The organism is Natronococcus jeotgali DSM 18795, assembly GCF_000337695.1.
Taxonomy (GTDB): domain Archaea; phylum Halobacteriota; class Halobacteria; order Halobacteriales; family Natrialbaceae; genus Natronococcus; species Natronococcus jeotgali.
This window is the reverse complement of sequence record NZ_AOIA01000033.1, coordinates 1-20,625: the sequence shown is the minus strand read 5'-3', so window position 1 is coordinate 20,625 and position 20,625 is coordinate 1. Positions and strand designations below refer to the sequence as shown.

The following is a 20,625-nucleotide window of genomic DNA, read 5'->3' as shown; positions in this document are numbered from 1 at the left end:
CTCGTTTCTACGACCGTTCGGAAAAGCGTTCTTGCGGGTTTTCCCCGCGCTGATCGGCGGGTCCGCGGGACGGTCTCGCGCGCTCGACGCTCGGCGGCGAAAGAACGAATCGGGACGAGGACGTCGTCGGTCGCTACGCGATCTCGTCGTACTGCTCGGAGAGCTTCTCCGCGGCCTCGCCGAGCTGGTTGCGCTCGAACTCGGTCAGATCCCACTCGACGACCTCCTCGACGCCGTCGGCGCCGAGCTTCGCGGGGACGCCGAAGGCGGTGTCCTCGTGGCCGTACTCGCCCTCGAGGGCGACGCTGCAGGGCAACACCTCGCCGGTGTCCCGGAGGATCGCCTCGACGGTGTGGCCGACGCCGGTCGCGGGGCCCCACTCGGTGGCGCCTTTTTTCTCGATGACGTTCATCGCCGAGGTCTGCAGTTCCTCGAGCAGTTCCTCCTTCTCGTCGTCGTCGAACTCGACGTCCCGTCCGTCGACGCGAACCTTCGAGAACACCGGGACCTGGGCGTCGCCGTGCTCGCCGAGGATCGTCGCCTCGACGTTCCGGACGGGGACGTCGAAGCGCTGAGCGATCACGTACCGGAACCGCGCGGAGTCGAGGCGACCGCCGAAGCCGATCACCTTCTCGCGGGCCCGGTCGCCGGCCTCGTAGAGGTGGCGGTTCAGCAGGTCGACCGGGTTCGAGGTGGTGACGGTGACGAAGTCGTCGTTGTGTTCGGCCAGCGAGGAGCCGATGTCCTCCATGATGGGGGCGTTGTCGCCGGCCAGGTCGATCCGGGTCTGGCCGGGCTGGCGGGGGATTCCGGCCGTGATGACGACGACGTCCGAGCCGGCGGTATCCTCGTAGCCGCCCTGCCGGATCGTCGTGTTCGAGTCGTAGGCGACGCCGTGGTTCGCGTCGGCGGCCTGGCCGACCGTGTCGTCTTCCTTGTCCGGGATGTCTACGAACACGAGTTCGTCCGCGACGTCTCGGAGCGCGATGTTGTAGCCCGCGGCGGCCCCGACCGTTCCGGCCGCGCCGACCACGCTAACTTTCGTCATACCACGTCACACTCCACCGTGGTTGGCGTTAAATCCGTCGAAACCACGCGTCGCAGCAGCGATCGACGTCCGTGCGAACGACGACCGTCGAACCCGCCCTCGACCCTCGCGAGGTCTCTGCCGTCGGAGCCCGAAACCGACCTCTCTTTGCGATCGCCGTCGCTCCCTCGAGCATGCGCGTCAGCGTCATCGGCGGCGGAACGATCACACACGAGGAGAGCGAAATCGCAACGGCGGTCGGCCGGGAACTGGGCCGACGCGGCCACGCGGTCGTCTGTGGCGGACTCGGCGGGACGATGGAGGCGGTCTGTCGCGGCGCGAAGTCGGAGGGTGGCGAGACGATCGGGATCCTGCCCGTAGAGGACCGCGCGGCCGCCAACGAGTTCGTCGACACGGCGATCGCGACCGGGATGGGCCACGCCAGAAACGCGCTGGTTCCGCTGAACGGCGACGGCGTGATCGCCCTCTCGGGCGGTCCCGGAACCCTCTCGGAAATCGGGTTCGCGCTCGTCTACGGGCGGCCGGTCGTCGGCATCGACGCCCACGACGTCCCCGGCCTCGAGGTCGTCCCGGGACCGACGGCGGCGGTCGACGCCCTCGAGGCGGCCGTCCGATAGGTCTTCTCTCCGACGGGGAATCGAGCACGCGATATATCTCCGCGCACCGCGTATCTATCGTATGAACAGTCGCCTCGAGACGGTCGTCAGGATCGCCGGAAGTTCGGTCGCGGGCGTGGTCGCGTTCGTCGCGGTGACGGTCCTCGTGACCGCCGGGCTCGAGCCGTACGTCTGGCCGTCGCTTCTGGTCGGTCTACCGGCGGGCGTCGCGGCGGGCGTCGCCGTGTTCGCCCTCGCAATCCTCGGGACGCGCTACTACGCGGAACGCGGGACCGAGGCGGGGGTCTCCCGGCGAACGGCGGTCCGCCTCTGGGCGGCGCTCGGCGCCCTCGGAAGCTTCGTGGTCGGGGGCGCACTCGGGACCGCCGCCGTCGTGCTCTGGGGCGGCGGTCTCGCGAGCGGACTGGCGTTCGTCGGTCTCCCGATCGGCCTCCTGGCGGCCGGCGCGGGCGGCGCGCTGACCGCCCGGTTCGGGGCGCGCCGCAGCGATCGTCGGCGAGCGTCGGCGCGGTGACTCCGTCGCAGCTTTTTCGACCGCGTAGCTCCTTCGGGGGAACATGAGCGACTTCGACAAGGAAGCCGAGCGCGAGAAGCTCCGCGAGAAGTACGAGCGCGACAAGGCCGACCGCGAGGCCACCCAGCGGATGAGCGACCTCCTGTTGAAGGGCGCCACGATGACGAACGCCCACTGTGGCACCTGCGGCGACCCGCTGTTCCAGCAGGACGGGACGACGTTCTGTCCCAGCTGTCACGGGAACCCCGACGCCGTTCGGGGAACCGACCTCGAGGCCCGGCCGGCGGCGGAGTCGGCCGCGGACGACGCCGACGAGGACGCGGATCGTCCGGAACCCGAGATCGACGCGACGCGGTCCGGGACGGACGACGGTCCCGATACGACGCCCGAGCGCGCGGGTCAGGGCCAGACCGCCGACACCGATCCCGCGGGCGACGCGAGCGACCGTCCGTCCTCGCCGCCGTCGCGGTCGACGGCCGACAGGGAGGTCAGAACCCAGTCCCGGGACGCCGATCGAGACCCGGAGCCGGATCGGGCCCAGCGGGACCGACACCACGCTCGATCCGGCAGCCGTCCCGCCGAACGGCCGCGACGGGCCGGCGACTCGCGAACCCGATCGCCGTCGGGAACGGGCGAACTCGAGGACGCCCGCGCCTCGCTGGTCGCGGCCCTCGAGAAGTTCACCCGGGAGGCAGCCGAGACGGACGACCCCCGCTACGCCCGAGAGTGTCTCGAGGCCGCCCGGGAGGCCGGCGAGACCCTCGAGACGCTGCGCTGATCCCCGCCGATCGAGAGCGTCCGTCCGAGGGCTCCGCTAGCCGGTGTACGTGGTGCCGATCACGTCGCGGATCCGCTCGGCGGTCACCCGGCCGACGCCGTCGGCCTCCGTCAGTTCGTCCTCGCTGGCGATCATCACCGCTTCGACGGTGCCGAACTCCTCGAGCAGCGACCGGGCGGTGACGGGGCCGATCTCGGCGATCGAGGAGACGACGTACTCCTGTTGTTCGGCCATCGTCTTGGCCTGTTTCTGCCCGTGGACCGACACCTCCCGGTCGCCGGCCTCCTGCTCGCGGCCCGCGATCACCGCGAGCAGGTCCGTCGTGTCGGCCTCGCTTTCGGTCCGGAGGACGCTCGCGCCGAAGTCGACGGCCAGGCTCGAGAGCGCGCCCCGGACGGCGTTGGGGTGGACGTCGCGTTGTTCGTACAGTCCCTCGCCCTCGACGATTACGATCGGGCGCGCGTAGTGGCGGCTCATCGCGCCGACCTGCTCGAACACCGAGCGGTCGCCGCCGACCAGCGAGTCGACGAAGTCGGCGACGGACTTCCGTTCGACGGCGACCCGATCCGAGAGCACGTAGTCGCCGACCTCCAGGGTCTCGAGGCGCACCTCGTAGGTCTCCCGGCGCGAGAGTTCGCGGGCGATGTTGGCGTCCATCTCGCGCTGGTCGGCGACGACCTCCACGCGGTCGCCCTCGGCGTGTGGCTCGTGGGTCTCGACGTCCTCGCCCCCATCGCTCGGTTCGCCGCCGTCGCTACTCGAATCCGAGTTCTCCTCGGCGAACTCCCGTAATCCCGGCCGATCCCCAACCCCCTCGTTTCCGCTGGAAGCCCCGGCGCCGGGTTGCGATTTTCCGCCCCCGCCGTCCACTTTCGCTCCGCTCTCGAACGCGGCCAGGGACTGCTGGGCGTCGTCGAGTTCCGCCTCGAGGTCGTCGGCCATCCCCTTCAGCTCCCGGAGTTCGGACTCCATCTCCTTCTCGCGGCGCTTCGAAATCCAGAAGTAGGCCTCGTCGCGGGTGTCCTCGGCCAGCAGGACGACGACCCGACCCTCCGACTGGCGTCCGGTACGGCCCTTGCGCTGGATCGACCGGATCGCCGTCGGGACGGGCTCGTAGAAGAGTACGAGGTCGACCTCCGGCACGTCCAGTCCCTCCTCGGCGACCGACGTCGAGACCAGCACCTCGAACTCCCCGCCCCGGAAGGCGTCGAGGACCTCCTGTTGTTCCTTTTGTGTCATTCCGTCCGAGCCCTCGCGGTCGCCCTGACCGACGAACCGCTTCGCGTCGAAGCTCTCGCTCAGGAAGTCGGTCAGCGCCTCCGCGGTGTCGCGCGATTCGGTGAAGACGATCACCCGGTCGCCGCCCTCGAGCCCCAGCGTCTCGGCCAGCAGCATCCGGCTCTTGCGGTACTTGGGATGTATCTCGTCGAAGTTCTCGGCCTTCCGTATCGACTCTCGAACCCGGGGATCCGAGACCATCCGCTGGCTGGCCTTCGAGGCTCCCGAGGAGCGAGCCTGGTTGCGCTGGCGCTCGAAGTACCGCCGCAGCGCCTCGACGCTTTGGGTTTCGACGAGGGTGACCGCCTGGCGGAGCTTCATCACCTCCGCGTGGACGGACATCCCCTCGAACCCCTCCGACTGGTCGTTGTCGATCAGTTGCTGGAGCTCCGCGCGCATCCGATTGAGATCCTTCTGGGACTGGTCGGGCTGGGTCGAGGAAGCGACGCCCAGTTCCTTGAGCTTCTCGAGGCGGTCCGTGATCACCTCGTTCAGCGCGTCGCGGATCTCGAGGACCTCCTCGGGGAGTTCGATGCGCTCCCACTCGACGTCGGTGTCGTGGGTGAACTCCGCGACGTCGGCGTCCTCTTCGGTCATCACCTCGACCTCCTGGAGGCCGAGGTTCTCGCAGACCTCGAGGATGGCCTCCTCGTCGCCGCCGGGCGAGGCGCTCATTCCGGTGACGAGGGGGTCGTTCGCGTCGGCGTGGTAGCGCTCGGCGATGTAGTTGTACGCGTAGTCGCCGGTCGCGCGGTGGCACTCGTCGAAGGTGCAGTGGGTGACGTCGGAAAGCGAGATCCGGCTGCCGACCAGATCGTTCTCGATCACCTGCGGGGTGGCCATCACGACCGTCGCCTCCGTCCAGAGGGCGGCCCGATCGTCCGGGCTGACGTCGCCGGTGAAGACGACGATCTCGTCGTCGGGAATCTGCAGGGCCTCGCGGTAGAACTCGGCGTGTTGCTGGACGAGGGGTTTGGTGGGCGCGAGCATCAGGGCGGTTCCGCCGACCTCCTCGAGCCTGCGGGCGGTCACCAGCAGGCTCACCGTCGTCTTCCCCAGCCCCGTCGGGAGACAGACGAGCGTGTGGTGGTTCGCGGCCGTCCCCGCGAGCTTGAGCTGGTAGAGCCGTCGCTCGAGGAAGTCCGGCTCGAGCAGGGGGTGGTCGATCGTCGGCTGTCCGCCGTCCTCGTCCGTCGCTGCCATTGCCGGGCGTTCATCCTCGCCGCGAATAAGGGTTCGCGTATCGGGGTGAAAGTGAAACGGAAGGCGGAACTGCTCTCGACAGTCGGACACGACTCGTTCCCGCGCGATGCAACGCCAGCTTCCAAGCGTCCCCGCGTCGTCGAGGGCGTATGGAAACCTCGAGGTCCACCCCCGGGTTGCCGGAGCCGCGGTCGATCCTCACCGCGATCGGCTTCGTCGTCCTGGTCAACGCCGTCGGCAGCGCGCCCGCCTTGATCTCGTCGTCGGACACGGCCTGGTTCCAGGCGCTCGAGAAACCCTGGTTCTACCCGCCCGGCATCGCCTTCTCGATCGTCTGGACGCTGCTGTTTACCCTGCTCGGCGTCGCGCTCTGGCTCGTCTGGCGCAGCGAGAGCGACGGGAGACGGCTCGCCCTGGGCCTGTTCGTCGTCCAGATGGCGGTCAACGTCTCCTGGACGCCAGCCTTCTTCTCGCTCGAGCAGCTGCTCGTCGCGTTCGGCATCATCGTCACCCTCTGGGTGCTCGTCGTCGCGACCATCGTCGCCTTCCGGCGGGTCGACCGCCGTGCCGCCGCCCTGCTCGTGCCCTACCTCGCCTGGATCACCTTCGCCGCCGTGCTCAACTTCGAGATCTGGCGGTTGAACGCGTAAGGTGCGACCTGAGTTCCATCTCTCCATCGTGGCGCGCGCTGAGTCGCGGTGAGCAAAGCGAGGCGCGACTCGACGCCGTGCGAGGGGCGAGTGAGCGACCGAAGAGAGCGAACGAGTCGGTTGGGGAGGGCGTGGCGATCCCGTGTGTTCGTACGAGCAGAACGCTTTCCAGAGCGAAACCACGACACTAGTCTGTACCTCCGGATCAGGTAGGTCGGAAGATTCGTCGTTGAACAGTACCCCTTTCAACACTCCTCGGGCCGGCGCGGCCGATCCGGATCGACCGCGTGTGCGAGGGTCTCGAGCCCGGTCCCGAGCGGGTACTCGAGGATCTGTCGCGGCTCCTCGAGCACGCGCCCGAGAACGACCTCGGAAGCCCGCGCAACCGGGTTCCGGGTGTCGTAGTAGGCGTCGTACACCCCCGCCATCGCCTCGGTCTCCATGTACCCACAGAGCACGTACCCCTCGGGCCGGCGCTCGAGGAGGATCGACTCGGTGTACATGTTCTCGGCCTCGAGCATCGCCCCGCTCCAGCGCTCGATCGGGCCGAGCTCGAGGTCGCCCGCCGCGACGCGCCGCGAGAGGCCGGCGAAGCGGTCCGCGAGCCGCTCGGCCAGCCCCGGTTTCAGGTGCAACCCGACGAGGTCGACGTCGACGCCGTCCTCGAGCTCCGAACTGTCAACGACCAACGGGCCGTCCGCTTCCCCCGTCGCGGTTCGTGGCCGATCGGGGTTGACGGCGTGGACGAGCAGTTCGCTCTCGAGTTCCGCTCCGGTCTCGGAGAGCGCGTCGTGCTCGAGGGGAAACGCCGCCTCGACCCGCGATTCCGGATCCTCCCAGTCGGCCGTCGCGGAGCGGGGCACCTCGACGTACCAGATCAGCTCCGGCTCGCTACCGGTGTCGAGAAACAGCGAGGCCGTGGTCGCCCCCTCGAGGCCGAGCAGCGGTCGGGAATCGTCGGGGTCGGCACAGCGCTCTGCAACGGCTTCGCGAACCGACTCGAGGCGATCCCCAGCGACGCGTCGGCGGACGAGAAACGCGCCCGCGTGACGTTCGGTGATGTACCTCGAGTCGCTCGCTGCCGATCCGCGACGTCTGCGGTACTGCGCGTAGCTCAGGCCGGCGACGACGACGGCTCCCAGAACGAGACTCCGGCGTCCCCGCGATTCGAATGCCATATCGGATCGTCGGCGCGAGCGACGTTCGCAGTGTTCCCGAAACCTATCGGCCATTCAAGTACGTCCCGTCCGTACGATCGACCGTGAAGTCCGTCGGCGTCGAACTGCGCTACGAGCGAGACGCGCTCTCCCCGATTCACGAGGGCATCTGTTCGTCGCCCGCCCTCGAGCGAGAGCTAACCCTCGGCGGGCAGGCGGTCGACGGCGTCGAGACGATCACCTCGTTCGTCGACGGCGATCCCGCGGCCTACGAGCCGCTGGTCGCCGACCGAGACCTCGTTCGGGAGTACGAGATCACGTCCGCCGAGGACGGCTTCTTTCTCTACCTGCGCCGGGAGCTCGGCCCCGAGGGAGTCTCGCTGCTGGACGCGCTGGCTCAGGAGACGGTCGTGGTCGTGCCGCCGATCGAGGTTCGGGCGGACCGGACGATGCGGCTGACGCTCGTGGGCCACCCCGACGACCTCGGGGCGATCCTCGAGACGGTTCCCGAGGGCGTCTCCGTGGACGTGCTGTGGGCTCGCGACGAGCTGACGGTCTCCGGGAGCGTCTCGGATCGCCAGCGCGAAGCGCTCGCGGTCGCTCGAGAGCTGGGCTACTACGAGGTCCCGCGCCGGAACGGGAGCGAGGCCGTCGCGGCCGAACTCGAGTGCGCCGTCTCGACGGCCTCCGAGCTGCTGCGGCGGGGGGAGGCTCGAGCGGTCGAACGCGTCCTCGACGACGCTCCCTGATCGACCCGGGCGACGGCTCGCGCTCGCCGGACGAACGCCGGGGGCCGGCGAGATTACGACGGCAGGAACTCGAGGGCCAGAAACGCCAGCACGCTGGCGTAGACGGGGATCGTCAGGTTGTCGTCGATGATGTAGGTGCGGATCTCGAGGGTGACGCCGTCGGCCAGCATCGCGCCCAGCGCAGCTGCCAGCGCCGCCGCCAGGGGGAGAAAGGGAACCGCGAGGACCGTCGAGACGAGAAACATCGTGACCAGCACCTTCGGGGGCTTGATCCGCTGGAGGCTGTCGTCCGAGACGGCGCCGCTGATCGGATCGCCCAGCGCGAGCATCAGCATCGACGGCAGGGCGATCTCCGGCGCGAAGACGAGGACGACCGCCGCCGTGCTGATCATGTAGAGAGCGTAGGCTGCGGGGTTGTCCTGCTCGTACTCTCGGGTGAGCGCGTCGTAGAGTCGCCAGTCGAGACCGACCCGGAGCCGGAGGAACTCGAGGACGAGCGCGCCGGCCGCGAGGGCGACCATGAGGACCCGAAACCGGGTCCAGGTCAGCCCGAGGTCGAGAGCGTCGGCGAGCAGATAGAGCGCGACCAGGCCCGACCCGCTGGCGTGAACGAGCCGTCGCTTCAGTTCGTCGGCCATCACGGGAACCCTCGAAGGACCGTGCCTTCAGTCCGTCGGTTACGGAGCGGCGTGGCTATCGAGCGTGCCTCCTCGGGCGGGAACCGTCGGACGCGACGCGTGACAGCCGGTCGGCGCCGACCCCGATCGGTCCCGGAGCGCTCAGGCTTCTTCGGGCGGCTCGACGACGACGGTGCCGTCGTTCGAGACCGTCACGCAACACCCCTCGTACGAAAAGCTCACCGCGATCGGTCGCGCCGACGTCGTCTCCACGAGCGCGGACAGCGCCTCGGGATCGACGATGTGGAACAGCGGCGTCATCGAACCGAACTCGCGACCCGTGACGGCCGCGACGGTCTCGACGACCGCCAGCGTGACCGTCTCAGCCTCGCCGTCGAACCGGGCGTGGAACGTCCCCTCTTTCGGATCGTACCCTACCCTATCGTCGTCGACCGCCGGCACCGTCTCGGGATAAATCGTCTCGTCGCTCATTACGTTCTCATACGACCTCACGCCCGTAAGGTGAGACACTGACCAGTCAGCGTGCGTCCGCACCGGACTCCTCGAAGAGGTGACGGAACACCGTTCGCTGCGCCTTTCGGAGGTGCTGGTTGAACGTTTGGCGGGTGACGTCGAACCGATCCGCCAACTCCTCGCCGGTGCTGGTTCGCGGCGTCTCGAAGTAGCCGCCGAAGTACGCGGCGTCGAGCGCGGCGAGTTGCCGATCGGTGAGGGCGTCGGCGACCACGTCGTACAGGAGGTGTGGCGAGTAGACGAGCTCCTCGCTTACCAGTTCGGCTTCCGAGTGGAACTCCCTGATTCCGTCGGCCGCCAGGCGAGGGTCGACGTCGCCGGGGAGCTCCCCGAGGAAACGGACTTCGTCGGGGGTCACGACGATCGCACAGGCGCGCCCCCCGAGGGACGGAAACACGTGCGAGACCGTCGTCGGCTCCGCGTGCGCCTCGACGCGACTGCGGCCGTCGATCGAGCTGAGCAACCGCACGTCGAGGTAGTGCGGAACCTCCTCGACGGCGGTGACGAACTCGCTCGCGGTGAGATCCGACGTCCCCATGTACTGGACGGTCGTCCCGTCGGGCAGCGGCACGATCGAGTCGACGTCGATCCGCGTGTCGCCGCCCTCGACGCGGAGAGAGGGCGGAACCGCCGACTCGTCGGCCCAAAACTCGAGGCGTCGGACGTGATCGCTGGTTAACTGCTTCTCGCGTCGTTTCAGCGCCGTCACGTCCTCGAACGCGACGATCACGTACTCGGTCGCCCCCGACTCGTCCGGAACGGGGGTGGTGTTGCTCGAGAGCCACCGCTCGGAGCCGTCGGGGAGTTCGATCCAGTGTTCGAAGCCGAACACCGGGTCGCCGCTCTCGAGCACGCGCGCGACCGGGTTCTCGTCCGCGGGAACGGGACGCCCGTCGTCGTAGTAGATGTTCCAGTCGGGCGAATCGTACGTTCGGGCGGCGATCTCCGCCCGCGAGAGATCGAGCGTCTCCGCCGCGCGCTCGTTCGCGAAGACCATCTCGCCCGCCGCGTCGAGTACGATCGTGCCGACGGGACTCGCCTCGAACACCTGCCGCGCGAGGTTCCCGGGGATCGTCGCGCGTTCGTTCGCCTCGGAGTCGCCCGCCTCGCCGTCGGATCGGTCCGCTTCCGGTCGATCGATCACCGTTCCGTCACCCCCGCGTCGGCCGTCGAAGCGCCTTCGGGAAGATCCCCTCCGGCAGGTACGCCGAAACGACCCAGTTCGGGGCGTTGACCGCCTCGCTCACCTTCAGGTCGACGGCCGCCGAACACAGCATGTAGGCCTCCGCCCGGTCGAGCCCGCGCTCGGTCACCAGGTGGTCGATCTGCTGGCGGACCGCCGCCCTGGCCGCCTCCATCAGGTCCTCGCCGACGCCGGTCGTCCCGTACGCCGGCTCGTCCCGCCCGCTCGGGGTGAACGGCCCCGTCGTCTCGAAGCGGGGCTGCTCGATCGTCGGCTCCGAGCGCACGTCGAACCGGCAGGTGACGGTCATCGGTGCCTCGATCCCGGTTCCGCAGACCTCGCCGTCTCCCTGTGCGGCGTGACAGTCGCCGACGCTGAACAGGGCGCCCTCGACCGCGACGGGGAGGTACAGCGTCGAGCCCGCCGTGAGGTGTTTGACGTCGAGGTTTCCGCCGACCGACCGCGGCGGGAACGTGCTGTGTGCGCCGTCCTCGGCGGGCGCGACCCCGATCACGCCGGGGAACGGATCGATCGGGACCTCGATACCGTCGACGAAGCGGCCGACGCCGTCCTCGAGCTCCCAGACGTGCGACGCCGGCTCGGGGAACTCCGCGGCCAGGAGCCCCAGCTCCATCTCCCCGGGGAGGACCAGCGTCTGCCCCCACCCCTCGTGTTCGAACTCGAGCAGCTCCACCGCGAGCACGTCGCCCGGCTCGGCCCCCGCGACCGCGACCGGGCCCGTCAGCGGGTGGATCGGGTCGACGCTCAGGGCCGCGACGTCCGCGGCCGTCGAGCCGGGACCGAGCTGTCCGTTCGTCGAGTCCCGACACTCGAACTGAACGACGTCGCCCGGTTCGACGGTCGAAACCGGCTCGAGCCCGTTGTCCCAGACGCTGTGAACGGCGTCGTCGGCCCCGATCCGGTAGTCTACGTCGGTGATCTCTTCGGACATTCGGTGCCCGTAGGAGCGACGGAAGGATAAAGGATACGACGACTATCCGACTCCCGCCGGGCTACAGGTCCTCGAACGCGATCTCGCCGGCCCGGATCGCCGCCAGCGTCTCGGCTAGCTCGTCGACCGCGAGTCGCTTCTGGTCGGTCGTATCCCGTTCGCGAACCGTGACGGTCGTCTCGTCGGCTTCGAGAGTCTCGTAGTCGACGGTCACGCAAAACGGCGTGCCGACCTCGTCTTGGCGGCGGTAGCGCCGCCCGATGTTGCCCGAGTCGTCGTAGGTGACCGAGAGTCCCGCCTCTCGCAGCTCGGCGACGACGTCGTCGGCGAGGGTCTCGAGGTCGTCGTCGTTCTGAAGCGGGAAGACGCCGACGAACGTGGGGGCGACCTCGGGATCGAGCGCGAGGTAGGTTCGCTCCTCGCCGTCGACCTCGTCCTCGCTGTAGGCGTGGTGAAGCACGGTGTAGACGACCCGATCGACGCCGAAGGAGGGTTCGATGACGTGCGGGGTGATGTGCTCGCCGGCGATCGTCTCCTCGTCGACCGAGAAGCCGGTTTTTTCGACGGGGATCTCGTCGGTCTCGCCCTCGAGTTCGACTTCGACGGTCTCACCCTCGAAGGCGGTCCGATCCCGCTCTGCCAGCGCCTCGAGTTCGCTGACGACGGCCTGGGCGTCGCCGCCGAACTCCGGCCCCAGGTAGCTCATGTCGGGGTCGACGGTCGCCCGTTCGACGGTCTCGGGCTCGTCGTACTGCTTGAAGATCGTAAACCGATCCTCGGAGTGCTCGGCGTGTTTCGAGAGGTCGTAGTCGGTTCGGTTCGCGAAGCCGGCCATCTCGATCCAGTTGCCGTCGATCTCGCTCTCGGCGTCCCAGCAATCGGCGGCGTAGTGGGCCCGCTCGCCCGAGAGGTGCTGGCGGAACCGGAACCGGTCCATGTCGACGCCGACGGCCTCGTACCACGGCTTGGCGATCCCGAGGAAGTACGCGACCCACTCGTCGGCGATGACGCCTTCCTCGACGGCCGCGCCGATCGTCGTCTCGATCTCCTCGCCGTCCTCGTCGTTCTGTTCGCCGACGGGGTACAGCGTCACTTCCACGTCTTCGACGCGCTCTACGGGCGGTTCGTCCTCCTCGGGGTCGACGAAGTACTCGAGTTCGGCCTGCGTGAACTCGCGGGTGCGGATGATCGAGCGCCGCGGGCTGATCTCGTTGCGGTAGGCCCGCCCGATCTGGGCGACGCCGAAGGGAAGCTGGTTGCGCGCGTACTCCTTCAGCCGGGGGAACTCGACGAAGATGCCCTGGGCGGTCTCGGGGCGCAGGTAGCCCGGATCGGAGTCGCCGGGGCCGATGTTCGTCGCGAACATGAGGTTGAAGGTCTCGACCGCCTGACCCGCAAGTCCCGCCCCGCAGGAGGGACAGACGAGTTCGTACTCCGCGATGACCTCCTCGACCTCCGGGATCGGAAGGCTCTCGGCGTCCTCGTAGCTCGTGTTGTCCTCGACGACGTGGTCCGCGCGGTGGCTCTCGCCGCATTCGGGACACTCGACGAGCATGTCGTCGAACCCCTCGAGGTGGCCCGAGGCCTCGAAGACGGGTTCGGGCATGATCGTCGGGGCGTCGATCTCCATGTTGCCCTCCGCGACGGCGAAGCGGTCGCGCCAGGCGTCCTCGACGTTACCCTTCAGCGCGGCGCCCTGGGGACCGAACGTGTAGAAGCCGCCGACGCCGCCGTAGGCGCCCGAGGACTGGAAGAAGTAGCCCCGACGCTTGGCGAGTTCGACCAGCTTCTCGGCGGTGGGCTCGGCCGTCGCGTCGGACCGTTCGGATTCACTCATCGAGTGCCTCCAGGAGATCGACGTCGCGGACGACGCCGACGAGCCGTTCGCCCGTAACCATCGGGAGCTGTTCGACGTCGTTGTTGATCATCCGCTGGGCGGCCTCCTGCACCGAAGTCTGGCCCGAGACCGTCACGACGTCCTCGCTCATGAACTCCCGGACGGGACCGGTCGGGAGCTCGATGTCCCGCGTCGGGAGGTAGCGACTCCCGACGCCCTTGATCCCCTCCCAGGACCACTCCGAATCCTGATCGGGGAAGTTGTCCCCGGTCTCCTCCTCACCCTCGACGATGCGGGCGACGTCGATGATGTCGACCTCGGTCAGCATACCGCTCATTCGCCCGTCGTCGTCTAACGCGACTGTGTAGGGGACGTTCGCGTAGTACAGCTCGCGCTCTGCGACGGGCAGCGGGGCGCCCTCGTAGGTCGTGTTGACGTCCCCGCTCGAGTGGCTTTCGACGGCGTCGTCGGTTTCCTGATCGCCCGAGGCGATCGCGTGAACGACGTCGGTCACCGTGACGATCCCCTCGAACGTTCCGTCTTCGGGCGGCTCATCGCCGCCCGAACGGTCAGCGGAACTCTGTTCCGCGCTATTAACGACCGGGATCCGGCGCTCGCCCTCCTCGACCATCAGCCGGGCGACCTCCTCGAGGGAGGCGCCGGCGGTCGTCGTCGGAACGTCGTCCATCAGCATGACGAGCTGGTCCTCGTCGGGCTGTTCGATCAGGACGTCCCGCGAGACCAGCCCGCGGTACGCCACGCCGTCGTCCTCCGTCGCGACGACTGGAACTGACGAGAACGACTGTTCCTGCAGGTACTCGAGGACGTCCTCTCGAGTGCCGGGCAACTCCACGGTCACTACGTCTTCCCGCGGCGTCATCGCGTCGGCTACGTTCATGTACACCCGGTACGGTGAAAATGAGTATAAACCCAGTGTTTCAACTGCGAACGGACGACCCCGCCGTCCGGAAGCGCGAACGCGTCGATCCGACGCGCTTATATGTGAGAGGCATTCACATTCACGTACGATGCCATCTGATGTCACGGTCGGGGCCGACGGGACGGTCGTCGGATCGATCGATCCGACCGAGTCGGCCGACCGGTATATCATCGCGGATATCTCGGTGGACGGGGCGTGGCTCTCGATGCGAGCCGACGAAGCGCCGACGCTCCCGTCGATGCGGTAGCGGCCCCGTACAGTACTTTCCCTTCCGGCTGCTAGTTCTCGGTAGATGGCTGGACCGCGCCCCCGAATCGATCGAACCGATCGATCCGACGACTCCCGGTACACGACCGCGACCCTCCTCGCCGCGCTAGTTCCGACGGCGCTCGCCCGACGGCTGCTTCGCGTTTCCGTCGATACCGACCGCCGCGTGTACGACCGCGACGACCCCGTCGAGATCGCCGTCGAGTTCGAGAACCCGCTCCCCGTTCCGATCGAGATCCTCACCCCCGAGCGTCGTCGCTGGGGGTGGACCGTCGACGGACGCCTCGAGGGCAGCGACGAGAACCGCTACACCCGCAGGTGCCCGAGTTCCTTCTCCTTCGGCGGCGGCGAGCGCAAGCGAACGACGTTCACCTGGAGCGGCCGATTCGAACTGCGCCGCGGAAACGGCTACCGCGAGTCGGTCGTCCCCGATCCCGGCGAGTACGAGATTCGCGTCTTCGTCGCCGCGCGCGAGAGCGCGTTCGCGCCGAGCGATACCACCACGATCGCGATCCGATAGCCGGCGGAACGCCGCTTCGAGCGTCGCGCTCTTCTAGAGTCCGCCGACCGGCAGCCGCGTTTCCGGCCGTCCGTCGTCGCTGGTCTGTACTCCCGAAAACTCCGGGGAGTTATCGATCGCTCGCCGCGCCTTCGCGCCGAATCCGGCGGTCGTCGTCAGGATGGACATAATCTTACTCATTCACGAGTTAATAATGAGGCCGACCGCTTAAGACTTTATACCACCAACGATAGTGTTGGATACTACTTCTCACGGGAGGCGTCGCACACCCTCACGACGCGTTCGATCGTCCCCGACGGTCGGACTCGCGACGGCCGAGGTGAGCGACGAGAACAGGCCCCTCGCGACGGCGGTCAGCGGTGGAGGTGACAGGCCGCGAAGTGACTGTCGGTCCCGTGCTCGGTCTCGACGTCGTACGCGGGACGCTCGGTCGCACAGACGCTCTCGCGGGCGAACTTCTCGAGCAACAGTTCGCGCGCGTCCGTCCAGTCGCCGCGGCCCTCGGTCCCCGCGTCGGCATCGGTCGCGACGAGGGCGATCGCCTCCGCGACGATCTCGCCGGCCTCCCCGTCGGGGAGGTCCCCGCCGAAGAACTCCCGACGGAGTTCCGCGGCCGACGCCGACTCGAACGTCCGCCGCTTGACTGCGCGCAGGAACGACCGGGTGTGAGCCCACTCCTCGTCGGTCCAGTCGTACCCCTCGGGGGCGATCAGGCGCGGACACCGGGTGCGAAACCGGCAGCCCGACGGGGGATCGACCGGACTGGGAACCTCCCCCTCGAGGGCGCCGCGAGCGCCCCGCCGGCGGGGATCGGGGACGGGAATCGAGTCCAGTAGCGCCCTCGTGTAGGGGTGTTGCGGGTTCTCGAACAGTTCCTCCTTGTCGGCGAGTTCGACGACGTTGCCCAGGTACATCACCGCGACCCGATCGGAGATGTGACGGATCACCGAGAGGTCGTGGGCGATGAACAGGTAGGTCAGGCCGAACTCCTCCTGGAGCCGCTCCATCGTGTTCAGCACCTGCGCCTGGATCGAGACGTCCAGCGCCGAGACGGGCTCGTCGCAGACGATGAAATCGGGGTTGACCGACAGCGCGCGCGCCAGGTTCACCCGCTGGCGCTGGCCGCCGGAGAACGCGTGCGGGTGGCGATTGTAGTGGTGCGGGTCGAGCCCGACCTTCTCGAGCAGGTCCTTAGCGCGGGCCTCCCGACCCTCGTCGTCCAGCATCCCGTGGGCGCGCATCGGCTCCTCGATGATCCGACCGACCTTCATCCGCGGATCGAGCGAGGACTGGGGGTCCTGGAAGATCATCTGGATCTCCGCGCGCTTCCGGCGCAGCTCCTCGCCGGAAAGCGCCGCGAGATCGTCACCCTTGAAGGAGATGGTCCCCGCCGTCGGCTCGAGCAGGCGAAGCAGCGTCCGTCCGAGCGTGCTCTTTCCGCAGCCGGACTCGCCGACGAGCCCGAGCGTCTCGCCCCGCCGGATCTCGAAGCTCACGTCGTCGACGGCCTTGACCTGCTGTTCGTCGAGGCTGATCGGCGGGAATCGACCGGGCTCGAACGAGATCCCGCCCAGCAGGCCCGAGTCCTGACCGAAGTACTTCTTCAACCCCTCGACCTCGAGCAGCGGTTCGCCGTGGGCGACGTCCTCGCCGGCCATCTCCGACCCCAGCTGACTACTCACCGCCCTCACCTCCGGACCCGCCCGCGGTCGTCCGGGGATCGCCCTCGAGCGGGGCGCTCCCGTCGTAGCCGACGTCGAAGGCGTCGTGTTTGAGACAGGCCGCGTTGTGCGGGTGGCTGTCGGCCCGGGCGACCTCCTCGGGCTCGGGGTGGACCCGCCGACAGACCTCCCTGGCGTCCGGACACCGCGGGTGGAACCGACAGCCCGAGGGCGGCGAGATCGCCTCGGGCATCACGCCCTCGATGGGCTCGAGTTCCGCGACGGTCCGATCCGGCCGGGGCATCGAGTTCAGCAGCGCTCGCGTGTAGGGGTGTTTGGTATCGTGAAACAGCTCGTCGACGGGCGCCTGCTCGACGATCTCGCCGAGGTACATCACGTTCACCCGATCGCAGATTTCCGCGACGACGCCCATGTCGTGAGTGACCCAGATGAAACTCGTGTCGTACTTCGCCTGGAGCTCGTCGACGAGGTCGATGATCTGGCCCTCGACGGTGACGTCCAGCGCCGTCGTCGGCTCGTCCGCGACGATCAAACTCGGCTCGCAGGCCAGCGCCATCGCGATGAGCACGCGCTGGCGCATTCCGCCCGAGAACTGGTGGGGATACTCCTCGTACCGCTCCTCGGGGTCGGGGATACCGACCTCGCGGAGCATCTCGATCGCTTCCGCCCGGGCCGCCTCCTTCGAGAGGCCGCGATTGAGCTCGATGACCTCCCGGAGCTGGCCGCCGACCGTGAAGACGGGGTTGAGCGACTCCATCGGGTCCTGGAAGATGACGGCGATCTCGTTGCCCCGAATGCGCTCGCGGACCGCCTCGTTCGAGAGCATCTCCTCGCGCTCCCGGAGCTCGCCGTCGGGGCCCTCCTCGAGGCCGAAGACGGTTTCGCCCTTGTAGGTGACCTCGCCGCCGACGATCTCGCCGGGGCGTTCGACGAGTCGCAACAGGCTCATCGAGGCGACGCTTTTCCCGGCGCCGCTCTCGCCGACGAGGCCGACGATCTCGCCCTCGTAGACCTCGAAAGAGATGCCGTCTACTGCGCGCACTGTGCCAGCGTCCGTGAAAAACTGCGTCTTGAGGTTTTCGACGCGAAGGAGTGGTTCGGAACTCATTGTCAGTCGTCGATCCGCGGGTCGAGGGCGTCCTGCAGGCCGTCGCCGAACAGGTTAAAGCCCATAATTGTGATTACGATCGCCAGCCCCGGCCAGATCGAGAGCCAGATGTTCGAGTGCATGTAGCCGTGTGAGGTGTTGAGCATCTGGCCCCAGTCCGGGGTCGGCGGCTGTGCGCCGTAGCCGAGGAAGGACAGTCCGGCCACGATGAGAATCGTCACGCCGATCTGTAGCGTCGCGTAGACCAGCACCGGGGCGAAGCTGTTCGGGACGACGTGTCGCAGGATGATGTGGCGGTCCCTGACGCCCGCCGCGCGCGCGGCTTCGATGTAGTCCATCTCGCGGACGCTCAGCACCTGGCTCCGGATGATCCGGGCGAACACCGGGACGAACGCGAGCCCGACGCCCAACACCGCGTACCAGATGTTCGCGCCGCCGACGAAGACGGTGAACACGATCACGAGGATCAGCGGCGGGATCGAGTACAGCGTCTCGATGGCCCGCATCAACACGTCGTCGATCGCGCCGCCGTAGTAGCCGGCGACGGCGCCGATGATCGTGCCGCCGACGAGTCCGAGAACCGTCGAGATCAACCCGACCATCACCGACACCTGCGTGCCGTAGACGATCCTGGTGAAGTAGTCGCGGCCGTTCCTGTCGGTCCCCAGCGGGTACTCGAGCGTTCCCTCGGGGTGGAACGCGGGGGGAACGTTCGCCCGTCCCTCGCCGGGATCCGGAATGCGAGTCGGGTGATCGAAGATCGGAATCGCGTTCGCGAACGTGTAGTCGGAGACGGCTCCGAGGGTCAGCCGGGAGAGGTTGCTGTCGACGAACGCGTACAGCGCGACCAGCAGCACGACCGCGACGATGTACAGCCCCCAGCGGGCGGTCGTGTCGTCCGCGATCCTCGCGAGGGTGTAGCGCCAGCCGACGCGGGCTTCGACCCCCTCGTCCGATTCGGTTCCGCTCTCGAGTTGTGATTCGCCTACTGCCATAGTTAGTCCGTCTCCCCGTAGGTGACGCGGGGATCGATGTACGCGTAGGAGATGTCGGTGATGATGACGCCGACGACGAACAGCGTCCCGAGCATCATCGTGATCCCCATCACGAGCTGGTAGTCGTTCTGCGAGATCGCGTTGATGAACAGCCGCCCCATGCCGTTGATGTTGAACACCGTCTCGATGAGGACCGCGCCGCCGATCGCCGTCGAGAGGTTGAGCCCGACGATGGTGATGATCGGCAACTGGGCGACCTGAAAGGCGTGTTTCCGGAGGATCGTTCGCTCGGAAACGCCGTACGCGCGGGCGAGCTTGACGTACTCGCCCTGCAGCGACTCGATCATCTGCGTTCGCTCCACGCGCATGATCGTCGCCATCTGGAGCGTCCCCAGCGCGATCATCGGCAACAGCAGGTGTCTGAACGACTCGTAGTACAGCTCGAGGTGGCCGTCGATCGATCGGTAGGTGCTCGGAGGTCGCCACGGATAGATGAGCCCGCTCGAGGGGAACCACCCGAGCGTGACGGCGAAGATCAGGATCAGCACGATCCCGATCCAGAACGAGGGCGTGCTGACGCCGAACAGCGCGACGAGCCGCGAGACGTGGTCTGTCGGCTCGTTCCGGCGCTTGGCCGCGAGCACGCCGAGCGGAATCGCCGTTACCAGCGCGAACGCGTACGCCGAGAGGACCAACAGCAGCGTCGGCCCGATTCGGTCGAGCATCAGGTCGGCCACCGGTCGGTTGTGGTGGATGCTCTGGCCGAGGTCGCCCCGAAACAGCCCGCTCATGTACGTGACGTACCGCTCGTGGAGGGGTTTGTCGAGCCCGTACCGTTGTTCGATCGCCCTGATCAGCTCCTGGTCGTGTTCCTGTCCGTGCAGCATGAGACTGACGGGATCGCCCGGCCCGAGGTTCGCGAGCAGGAACGTGATGACCGAGATCCCGATCAGTACGGGAATCGCCTGCAGCAGTCTGTATCCGGTGTATCGAAGCAGTCCCATTCTCTTAGGTCGGTTTGGTATCGGTCGGTCGTTTCATCTGTTCCCGCGGGCGGTCTCCCGCCGTTTTCTCCACCTCCGCCGTCCACCCACCCGTTCGCGTGAACGGCGGGCGTTCGTTCCGGCGCGGTTACTCGAGCGAGACGTTCGCGTAGTCCGAGATCACCCGCGGGTTGTTGGTGACCTCGGGGTGCGCCTGCAGGTCTTGGACGTAGTCCCGGGAGGCCATCGTGTTGTCCTGCGTGAACGCGGGTAACGCGGGCAGCTCCTCGACGATCTCCCGGATAACCGGCTCGTAGAGCTCGTACCGCTCCTCCTGGTCGGCCGACTGCCGGGCCGCGAGGATATCCTCGTGGAAGCCGTCGCTTCCCTCGTAGAAGTGCCCCTGGTTGACCCCCGCCTGGCTCTCGTGAAACAGCGAGTAGAGGTAGAAGTCGGGGTCGGGGCCGCCGGTCCAGCCGAGTAGGTACATCTCGTAGTCGTCGGCCTCGCCGGTGACGTAGGTGTCGACCAGCGTCGCGAAGTCCAGCACCTGCACGTCGGCGCCGTAGCCGATCTCGTCGAGCCGGGTCGCGATCCGCTCGGCGAGCTGGGCTCGGATCCCCTCGGGCGTGATGATCGTCGGCTCCCAGCCGTCGGGCGCGTGTTCGTTCAGCAGCGACTCGGCCTCGTCCGGATCGTACTCCGGCAGGAGGTCCTGGTACTCCTCCTCCGGGAAGCCCCAGACTTCGTTGACGACCGGCGGAACGGGACTGTACATCGGCGAGGTCACGTTCTCCCCGTTCTCCTGGATGAACTCCTCCATCGAGAACGCGTGAGCGACGGCCCGTCGTACCTCGGGGTTGGTCGTGGCACCGTCGTTGCAGTTGAACGCCATGTACATGTACGAGGGGCTCTCCGCCCCGTGGAGTTGGACGCCGTCCTCGCCCTCGAGGACGTCCCAGTCGTCGTTCGGAATGCCCGCGATGGCGTCGGTGTTCGCCGACCGGATGTCC

At 67.8% G+C, this 20,625-nt stretch carries 22 protein-coding genes; 7 read left to right on the top strand and 15 right to left on the bottom strand.

Annotated elements, in window-relative coordinates; all coding sequences use genetic code 11:
- Positions 1-133: 133 nt before the first annotated feature.
- The gene (mdh, locus tag C492_RS05110; RefSeq protein ID WP_049892743.1) at positions 134-1,048 is read right to left on the bottom strand and encodes a malate dehydrogenase; all 915 of its coding nucleotides are present in this window, start codon (positions 1,046-1,048) and stop codon (positions 134-136) included.
- A 173-nt stretch (positions 1,049-1,221) separates the two neighbouring features.
- Between mdh and C492_RS05105 the strand changes: the two genes are divergently transcribed.
- The 3 genes from C492_RS05105 (at position 1,222) to C492_RS05095 (ending at position 2,957) form a co-directional block, all read left to right on the top strand.
- Positions 1,222-1,665 carry a TIGR00725 family protein gene (locus tag C492_RS05105; RefSeq protein ID WP_049892759.1) on the top strand — a complete coding sequence of 148 codons (444 nt, stop codon included), beginning with the start codon at positions 1,222-1,224 and terminating at the stop codon, positions 1,663-1,665.
- A 61-nt stretch (positions 1,666-1,726) separates the two neighbouring features.
- Positions 1,727-2,179, top strand: coding sequence for a hypothetical protein (locus tag C492_RS05100; protein ID WP_008421130.1), 453 nt, complete (start codon positions 1,727-1,729; stop codon positions 2,177-2,179).
- Between the two features lie 43 nt (positions 2,180-2,222).
- Positions 2,223-2,957, top strand: a complete 735-nt coding sequence (locus tag C492_RS05095) for an Sjogren's syndrome/scleroderma autoantigen 1 family protein (RefSeq protein ID WP_008421129.1) — start codon at positions 2,223-2,225, stop codon at positions 2,955-2,957.
- 36 nt (positions 2,958-2,993) lie between these two features.
- On the opposite strand, the gene C492_RS05090 is transcribed toward C492_RS05095, so the two are convergent.
- Positions 2,994-5,438: a DEAD/DEAH box helicase gene (locus C492_RS05090; RefSeq protein ID WP_008421127.1), complete on the bottom strand. Its 2,445-nt coding sequence runs from the start codon at positions 5,436-5,438 to the stop codon at positions 2,994-2,996.
- A gap of 149 nt (positions 5,439-5,587) precedes the next feature.
- Between C492_RS05090 and C492_RS05085 the strand changes: the two genes are divergently transcribed.
- Entirely contained in the window at positions 5,588-6,088 is a 501-nt protein-coding gene (locus C492_RS05085) for a TspO/MBR family protein (protein WP_008421125.1), read from the top strand.
- Positions 6,089-6,333: 245 nt separating this feature from the next.
- Here the strand turns inward: C492_RS05085 and C492_RS05080 are convergent, their stop codons facing one another.
- Entirely contained in the window at positions 6,334-7,266 is a 933-nt protein-coding gene (locus C492_RS05080; RefSeq protein ID WP_008421122.1) for a hypothetical protein, read from the bottom strand.
- Between the two features lie 83 nt (positions 7,267-7,349).
- Between C492_RS05080 and C492_RS05075 the strand changes: the two genes are divergently transcribed.
- Entirely contained in the window at positions 7,350-7,994 is a 645-nt protein-coding gene (locus tag C492_RS05075; RefSeq protein WP_008421120.1) for a helix-turn-helix domain-containing protein, read from the top strand.
- 53 nt (positions 7,995-8,047) lie between these two features.
- On the opposite strand, the gene C492_RS05070 is transcribed toward C492_RS05075, so the two are convergent.
- The 6 genes from C492_RS05070 to C492_RS05045 all read right to left on the bottom strand — a co-directional run bounded on the left by C492_RS05070 (position 8,048) and on the right by C492_RS05045 (position 14,015).
- A complete protein-coding gene (locus C492_RS05070) occupies positions 8,048-8,632 on the bottom strand; it encodes a diacylglycerol/polyprenol kinase family protein (RefSeq protein WP_008421117.1) in 585 nt (194 codons plus the stop codon).
- A gap of 141 nt (positions 8,633-8,773) precedes the next feature.
- Positions 8,774-9,103, bottom strand: a complete 330-nt coding sequence (locus C492_RS05065; RefSeq protein WP_008421114.1) for a HalOD1 output domain-containing protein — start codon at positions 9,101-9,103, stop codon at positions 8,774-8,776.
- Between the two features lie 46 nt (positions 9,104-9,149).
- On the bottom strand, positions 9,150-10,289 hold the full coding sequence (locus C492_RS05060) for a bacterio-opsin activator domain-containing protein (protein ID WP_008421112.1): 1,140 nt from the start codon (positions 10,287-10,289) through the stop codon (positions 9,150-9,152).
- A 7-nt stretch (positions 10,290-10,296) separates the two neighbouring features.
- On the bottom strand, positions 10,297-11,280 hold the full coding sequence (locus C492_RS05055; RefSeq protein WP_008421110.1) for an acetamidase/formamidase family protein: 984 nt from the start codon (positions 11,278-11,280) through the stop codon (positions 10,297-10,299).
- A 61-nt stretch (positions 11,281-11,341) separates the two neighbouring features.
- The gene (glyS, locus tag C492_RS05050; RefSeq protein ID WP_008421109.1) at positions 11,342-13,117 is read right to left on the bottom strand and encodes a glycine--tRNA ligase; all 1,776 of its coding nucleotides are present in this window, start codon (positions 13,115-13,117) and stop codon (positions 11,342-11,344) included.
- The gene (locus tag C492_RS05045; protein ID WP_008421107.1) at positions 13,110-14,015 is read right to left on the bottom strand and encodes a CBS domain-containing protein; all 906 of its coding nucleotides are present in this window, start codon (positions 14,013-14,015) and stop codon (positions 13,110-13,112) included. Before C492_RS05045 ends, glyS begins: the two co-directional genes overlap by 8 nt.
- A gap of 130 nt (positions 14,016-14,145) precedes the next feature.
- Between C492_RS05045 and C492_RS24455 the strand changes: the two genes are divergently transcribed.
- Both C492_RS24455 and C492_RS05040 read left to right on the top strand, forming a co-directional pair.
- Positions 14,146-14,304, top strand: a complete 159-nt coding sequence (locus C492_RS24455; RefSeq protein WP_008421105.1) for a DUF7556 family protein — start codon at positions 14,146-14,148, stop codon at positions 14,302-14,304.
- A gap of 45 nt (positions 14,305-14,349) precedes the next feature.
- Positions 14,350-14,844 (top strand): hypothetical protein, encoded by a 495-nt coding sequence (locus C492_RS05040; protein WP_008421104.1) that lies wholly within the window; start codon positions 14,350-14,352, stop codon positions 14,842-14,844.
- A gap of 33 nt (positions 14,845-14,877) precedes the next feature.
- On the opposite strand, the gene C492_RS24450 is transcribed toward C492_RS05040, so the two are convergent.
- The 6 genes from C492_RS24450 to C492_RS05015 all read right to left on the bottom strand — a co-directional run.
- A complete protein-coding gene (locus C492_RS24450) occupies positions 14,878-15,024 on the bottom strand; it encodes a hypothetical protein (protein ID WP_169333433.1) in 147 nt (48 codons plus the stop codon).
- A 173-nt stretch (positions 15,025-15,197) separates the two neighbouring features.
- Entirely contained in the window at positions 15,198-16,502 is a 1,305-nt protein-coding gene (locus tag C492_RS05035; RefSeq protein WP_008421100.1) for an ABC transporter ATP-binding protein, read from the bottom strand.
- Between the two features lie 16 nt (positions 16,503-16,518).
- The gene (locus C492_RS05030) at positions 16,519-17,634 is read right to left on the bottom strand and encodes an ABC transporter ATP-binding protein (protein ID WP_008421098.1); all 1,116 of its coding nucleotides are present in this window, start codon (positions 17,632-17,634) and stop codon (positions 16,519-16,521) included.
- A gap of 2 nt (positions 17,635-17,636) precedes the next feature.
- The gene (locus C492_RS05025) at positions 17,637-18,629 is read right to left on the bottom strand and encodes an ABC transporter permease (RefSeq protein ID WP_008421096.1); all 993 of its coding nucleotides are present in this window, start codon (positions 18,627-18,629) and stop codon (positions 17,637-17,639) included.
- A gap of 2 nt (positions 18,630-18,631) precedes the next feature.
- Positions 18,632-19,633, bottom strand: a complete 1,002-nt coding sequence (locus tag C492_RS05020) for an ABC transporter permease (RefSeq protein WP_008421094.1) — start codon at positions 19,631-19,633, stop codon at positions 18,632-18,634.
- Between the two features lie 127 nt (positions 19,634-19,760).
- Positions 19,761-20,625, bottom strand: an 865-nt coding sequence (locus C492_RS05015; RefSeq protein WP_008421093.1) for an ABC transporter substrate-binding protein, incomplete at its 5' end; no start/stop codon positions are given.

Coding starts and splice junctions, on each gene's coding strand:
- mdh (WP_049892743.1), bottom strand. CDS start 1,048: ATGACGAAAGTTAGCGTGGTCGGCGCGGCCGGAACGGTCGGGGCCGCC.
- C492_RS05105 (WP_049892759.1), top strand. CDS start 1,222: ATGCGCGTCAGCGTCATCGGCGGCGGAACGATCACACACGAGGAGAGC.
- C492_RS05100 (WP_008421130.1), top strand. CDS start 1,727: ATGAACAGTCGCCTCGAGACGGTCGTCAGGATCGCCGGAAGTTCGGTC.
- C492_RS05095 (WP_008421129.1), top strand. CDS start 2,223: ATGAGCGACTTCGACAAGGAAGCCGAGCGCGAGAAGCTCCGCGAGAAG.
- C492_RS05090 (WP_008421127.1), bottom strand. CDS start 5,438: ATGGCAGCGACGGACGAGGACGGCGGACAGCCGACGATCGACCACCCC.
- C492_RS05085 (WP_008421125.1), top strand. CDS start 5,588: ATGGAAACCTCGAGGTCCACCCCCGGGTTGCCGGAGCCGCGGTCGATC.
- C492_RS05080 (WP_008421122.1), bottom strand. CDS start 7,266: ATGGCATTCGAATCGCGGGGACGCCGGAGTCTCGTTCTGGGAGCCGTC.
- C492_RS05070 (WP_008421117.1), bottom strand. CDS start 8,632: ATGGCCGACGAACTGAAGCGACGGCTCGTTCACGCCAGCGGGTCGGGC.
- C492_RS05065 (WP_008421114.1), bottom strand. CDS start 9,103: ATGAGCGACGAGACGATTTATCCCGAGACGGTGCCGGCGGTCGACGAC.
- C492_RS05055 (WP_008421110.1), bottom strand. CDS start 11,280: ATGTCCGAAGAGATCACCGACGTAGACTACCGGATCGGGGCCGACGAC.
- glyS (WP_008421109.1), bottom strand. CDS start 13,117: ATGAGTGAATCCGAACGGTCCGACGCGACGGCCGAGCCCACCGCCGAG.
- C492_RS05045 (WP_008421107.1), bottom strand. CDS start 14,015: ATGAACGTAGCCGACGCGATGACGCCGCGGGAAGACGTAGTGACCGTG.
- C492_RS24455 (WP_008421105.1), top strand. CDS start 14,146: ATGCCATCTGATGTCACGGTCGGGGCCGACGGGACGGTCGTCGGATCG.
- C492_RS05040 (WP_008421104.1), top strand. CDS start 14,350: ATGGCTGGACCGCGCCCCCGAATCGATCGAACCGATCGATCCGACGAC.
- C492_RS24450 (WP_169333433.1), bottom strand. CDS start 15,024: ATGAGTAAGATTATGTCCATCCTGACGACGACCGCCGGATTCGGCGCG.
- C492_RS05035 (WP_008421100.1), bottom strand. CDS start 16,502: ATGGCCGGCGAGGACGTCGCCCACGGCGAACCGCTGCTCGAGGTCGAG.
- C492_RS05030 (WP_008421098.1), bottom strand. CDS start 17,634: ATGAGTTCCGAACCACTCCTTCGCGTCGAAAACCTCAAGACGCAGTTT.
- C492_RS05025 (WP_008421096.1), bottom strand. CDS start 18,629: ATGGCAGTAGGCGAATCACAACTCGAGAGCGGAACCGAATCGGACGAG.
- C492_RS05020 (WP_008421094.1), bottom strand. CDS start 19,633: ATGGGACTGCTTCGATACACCGGATACAGACTGCTGCAGGCGATTCCC.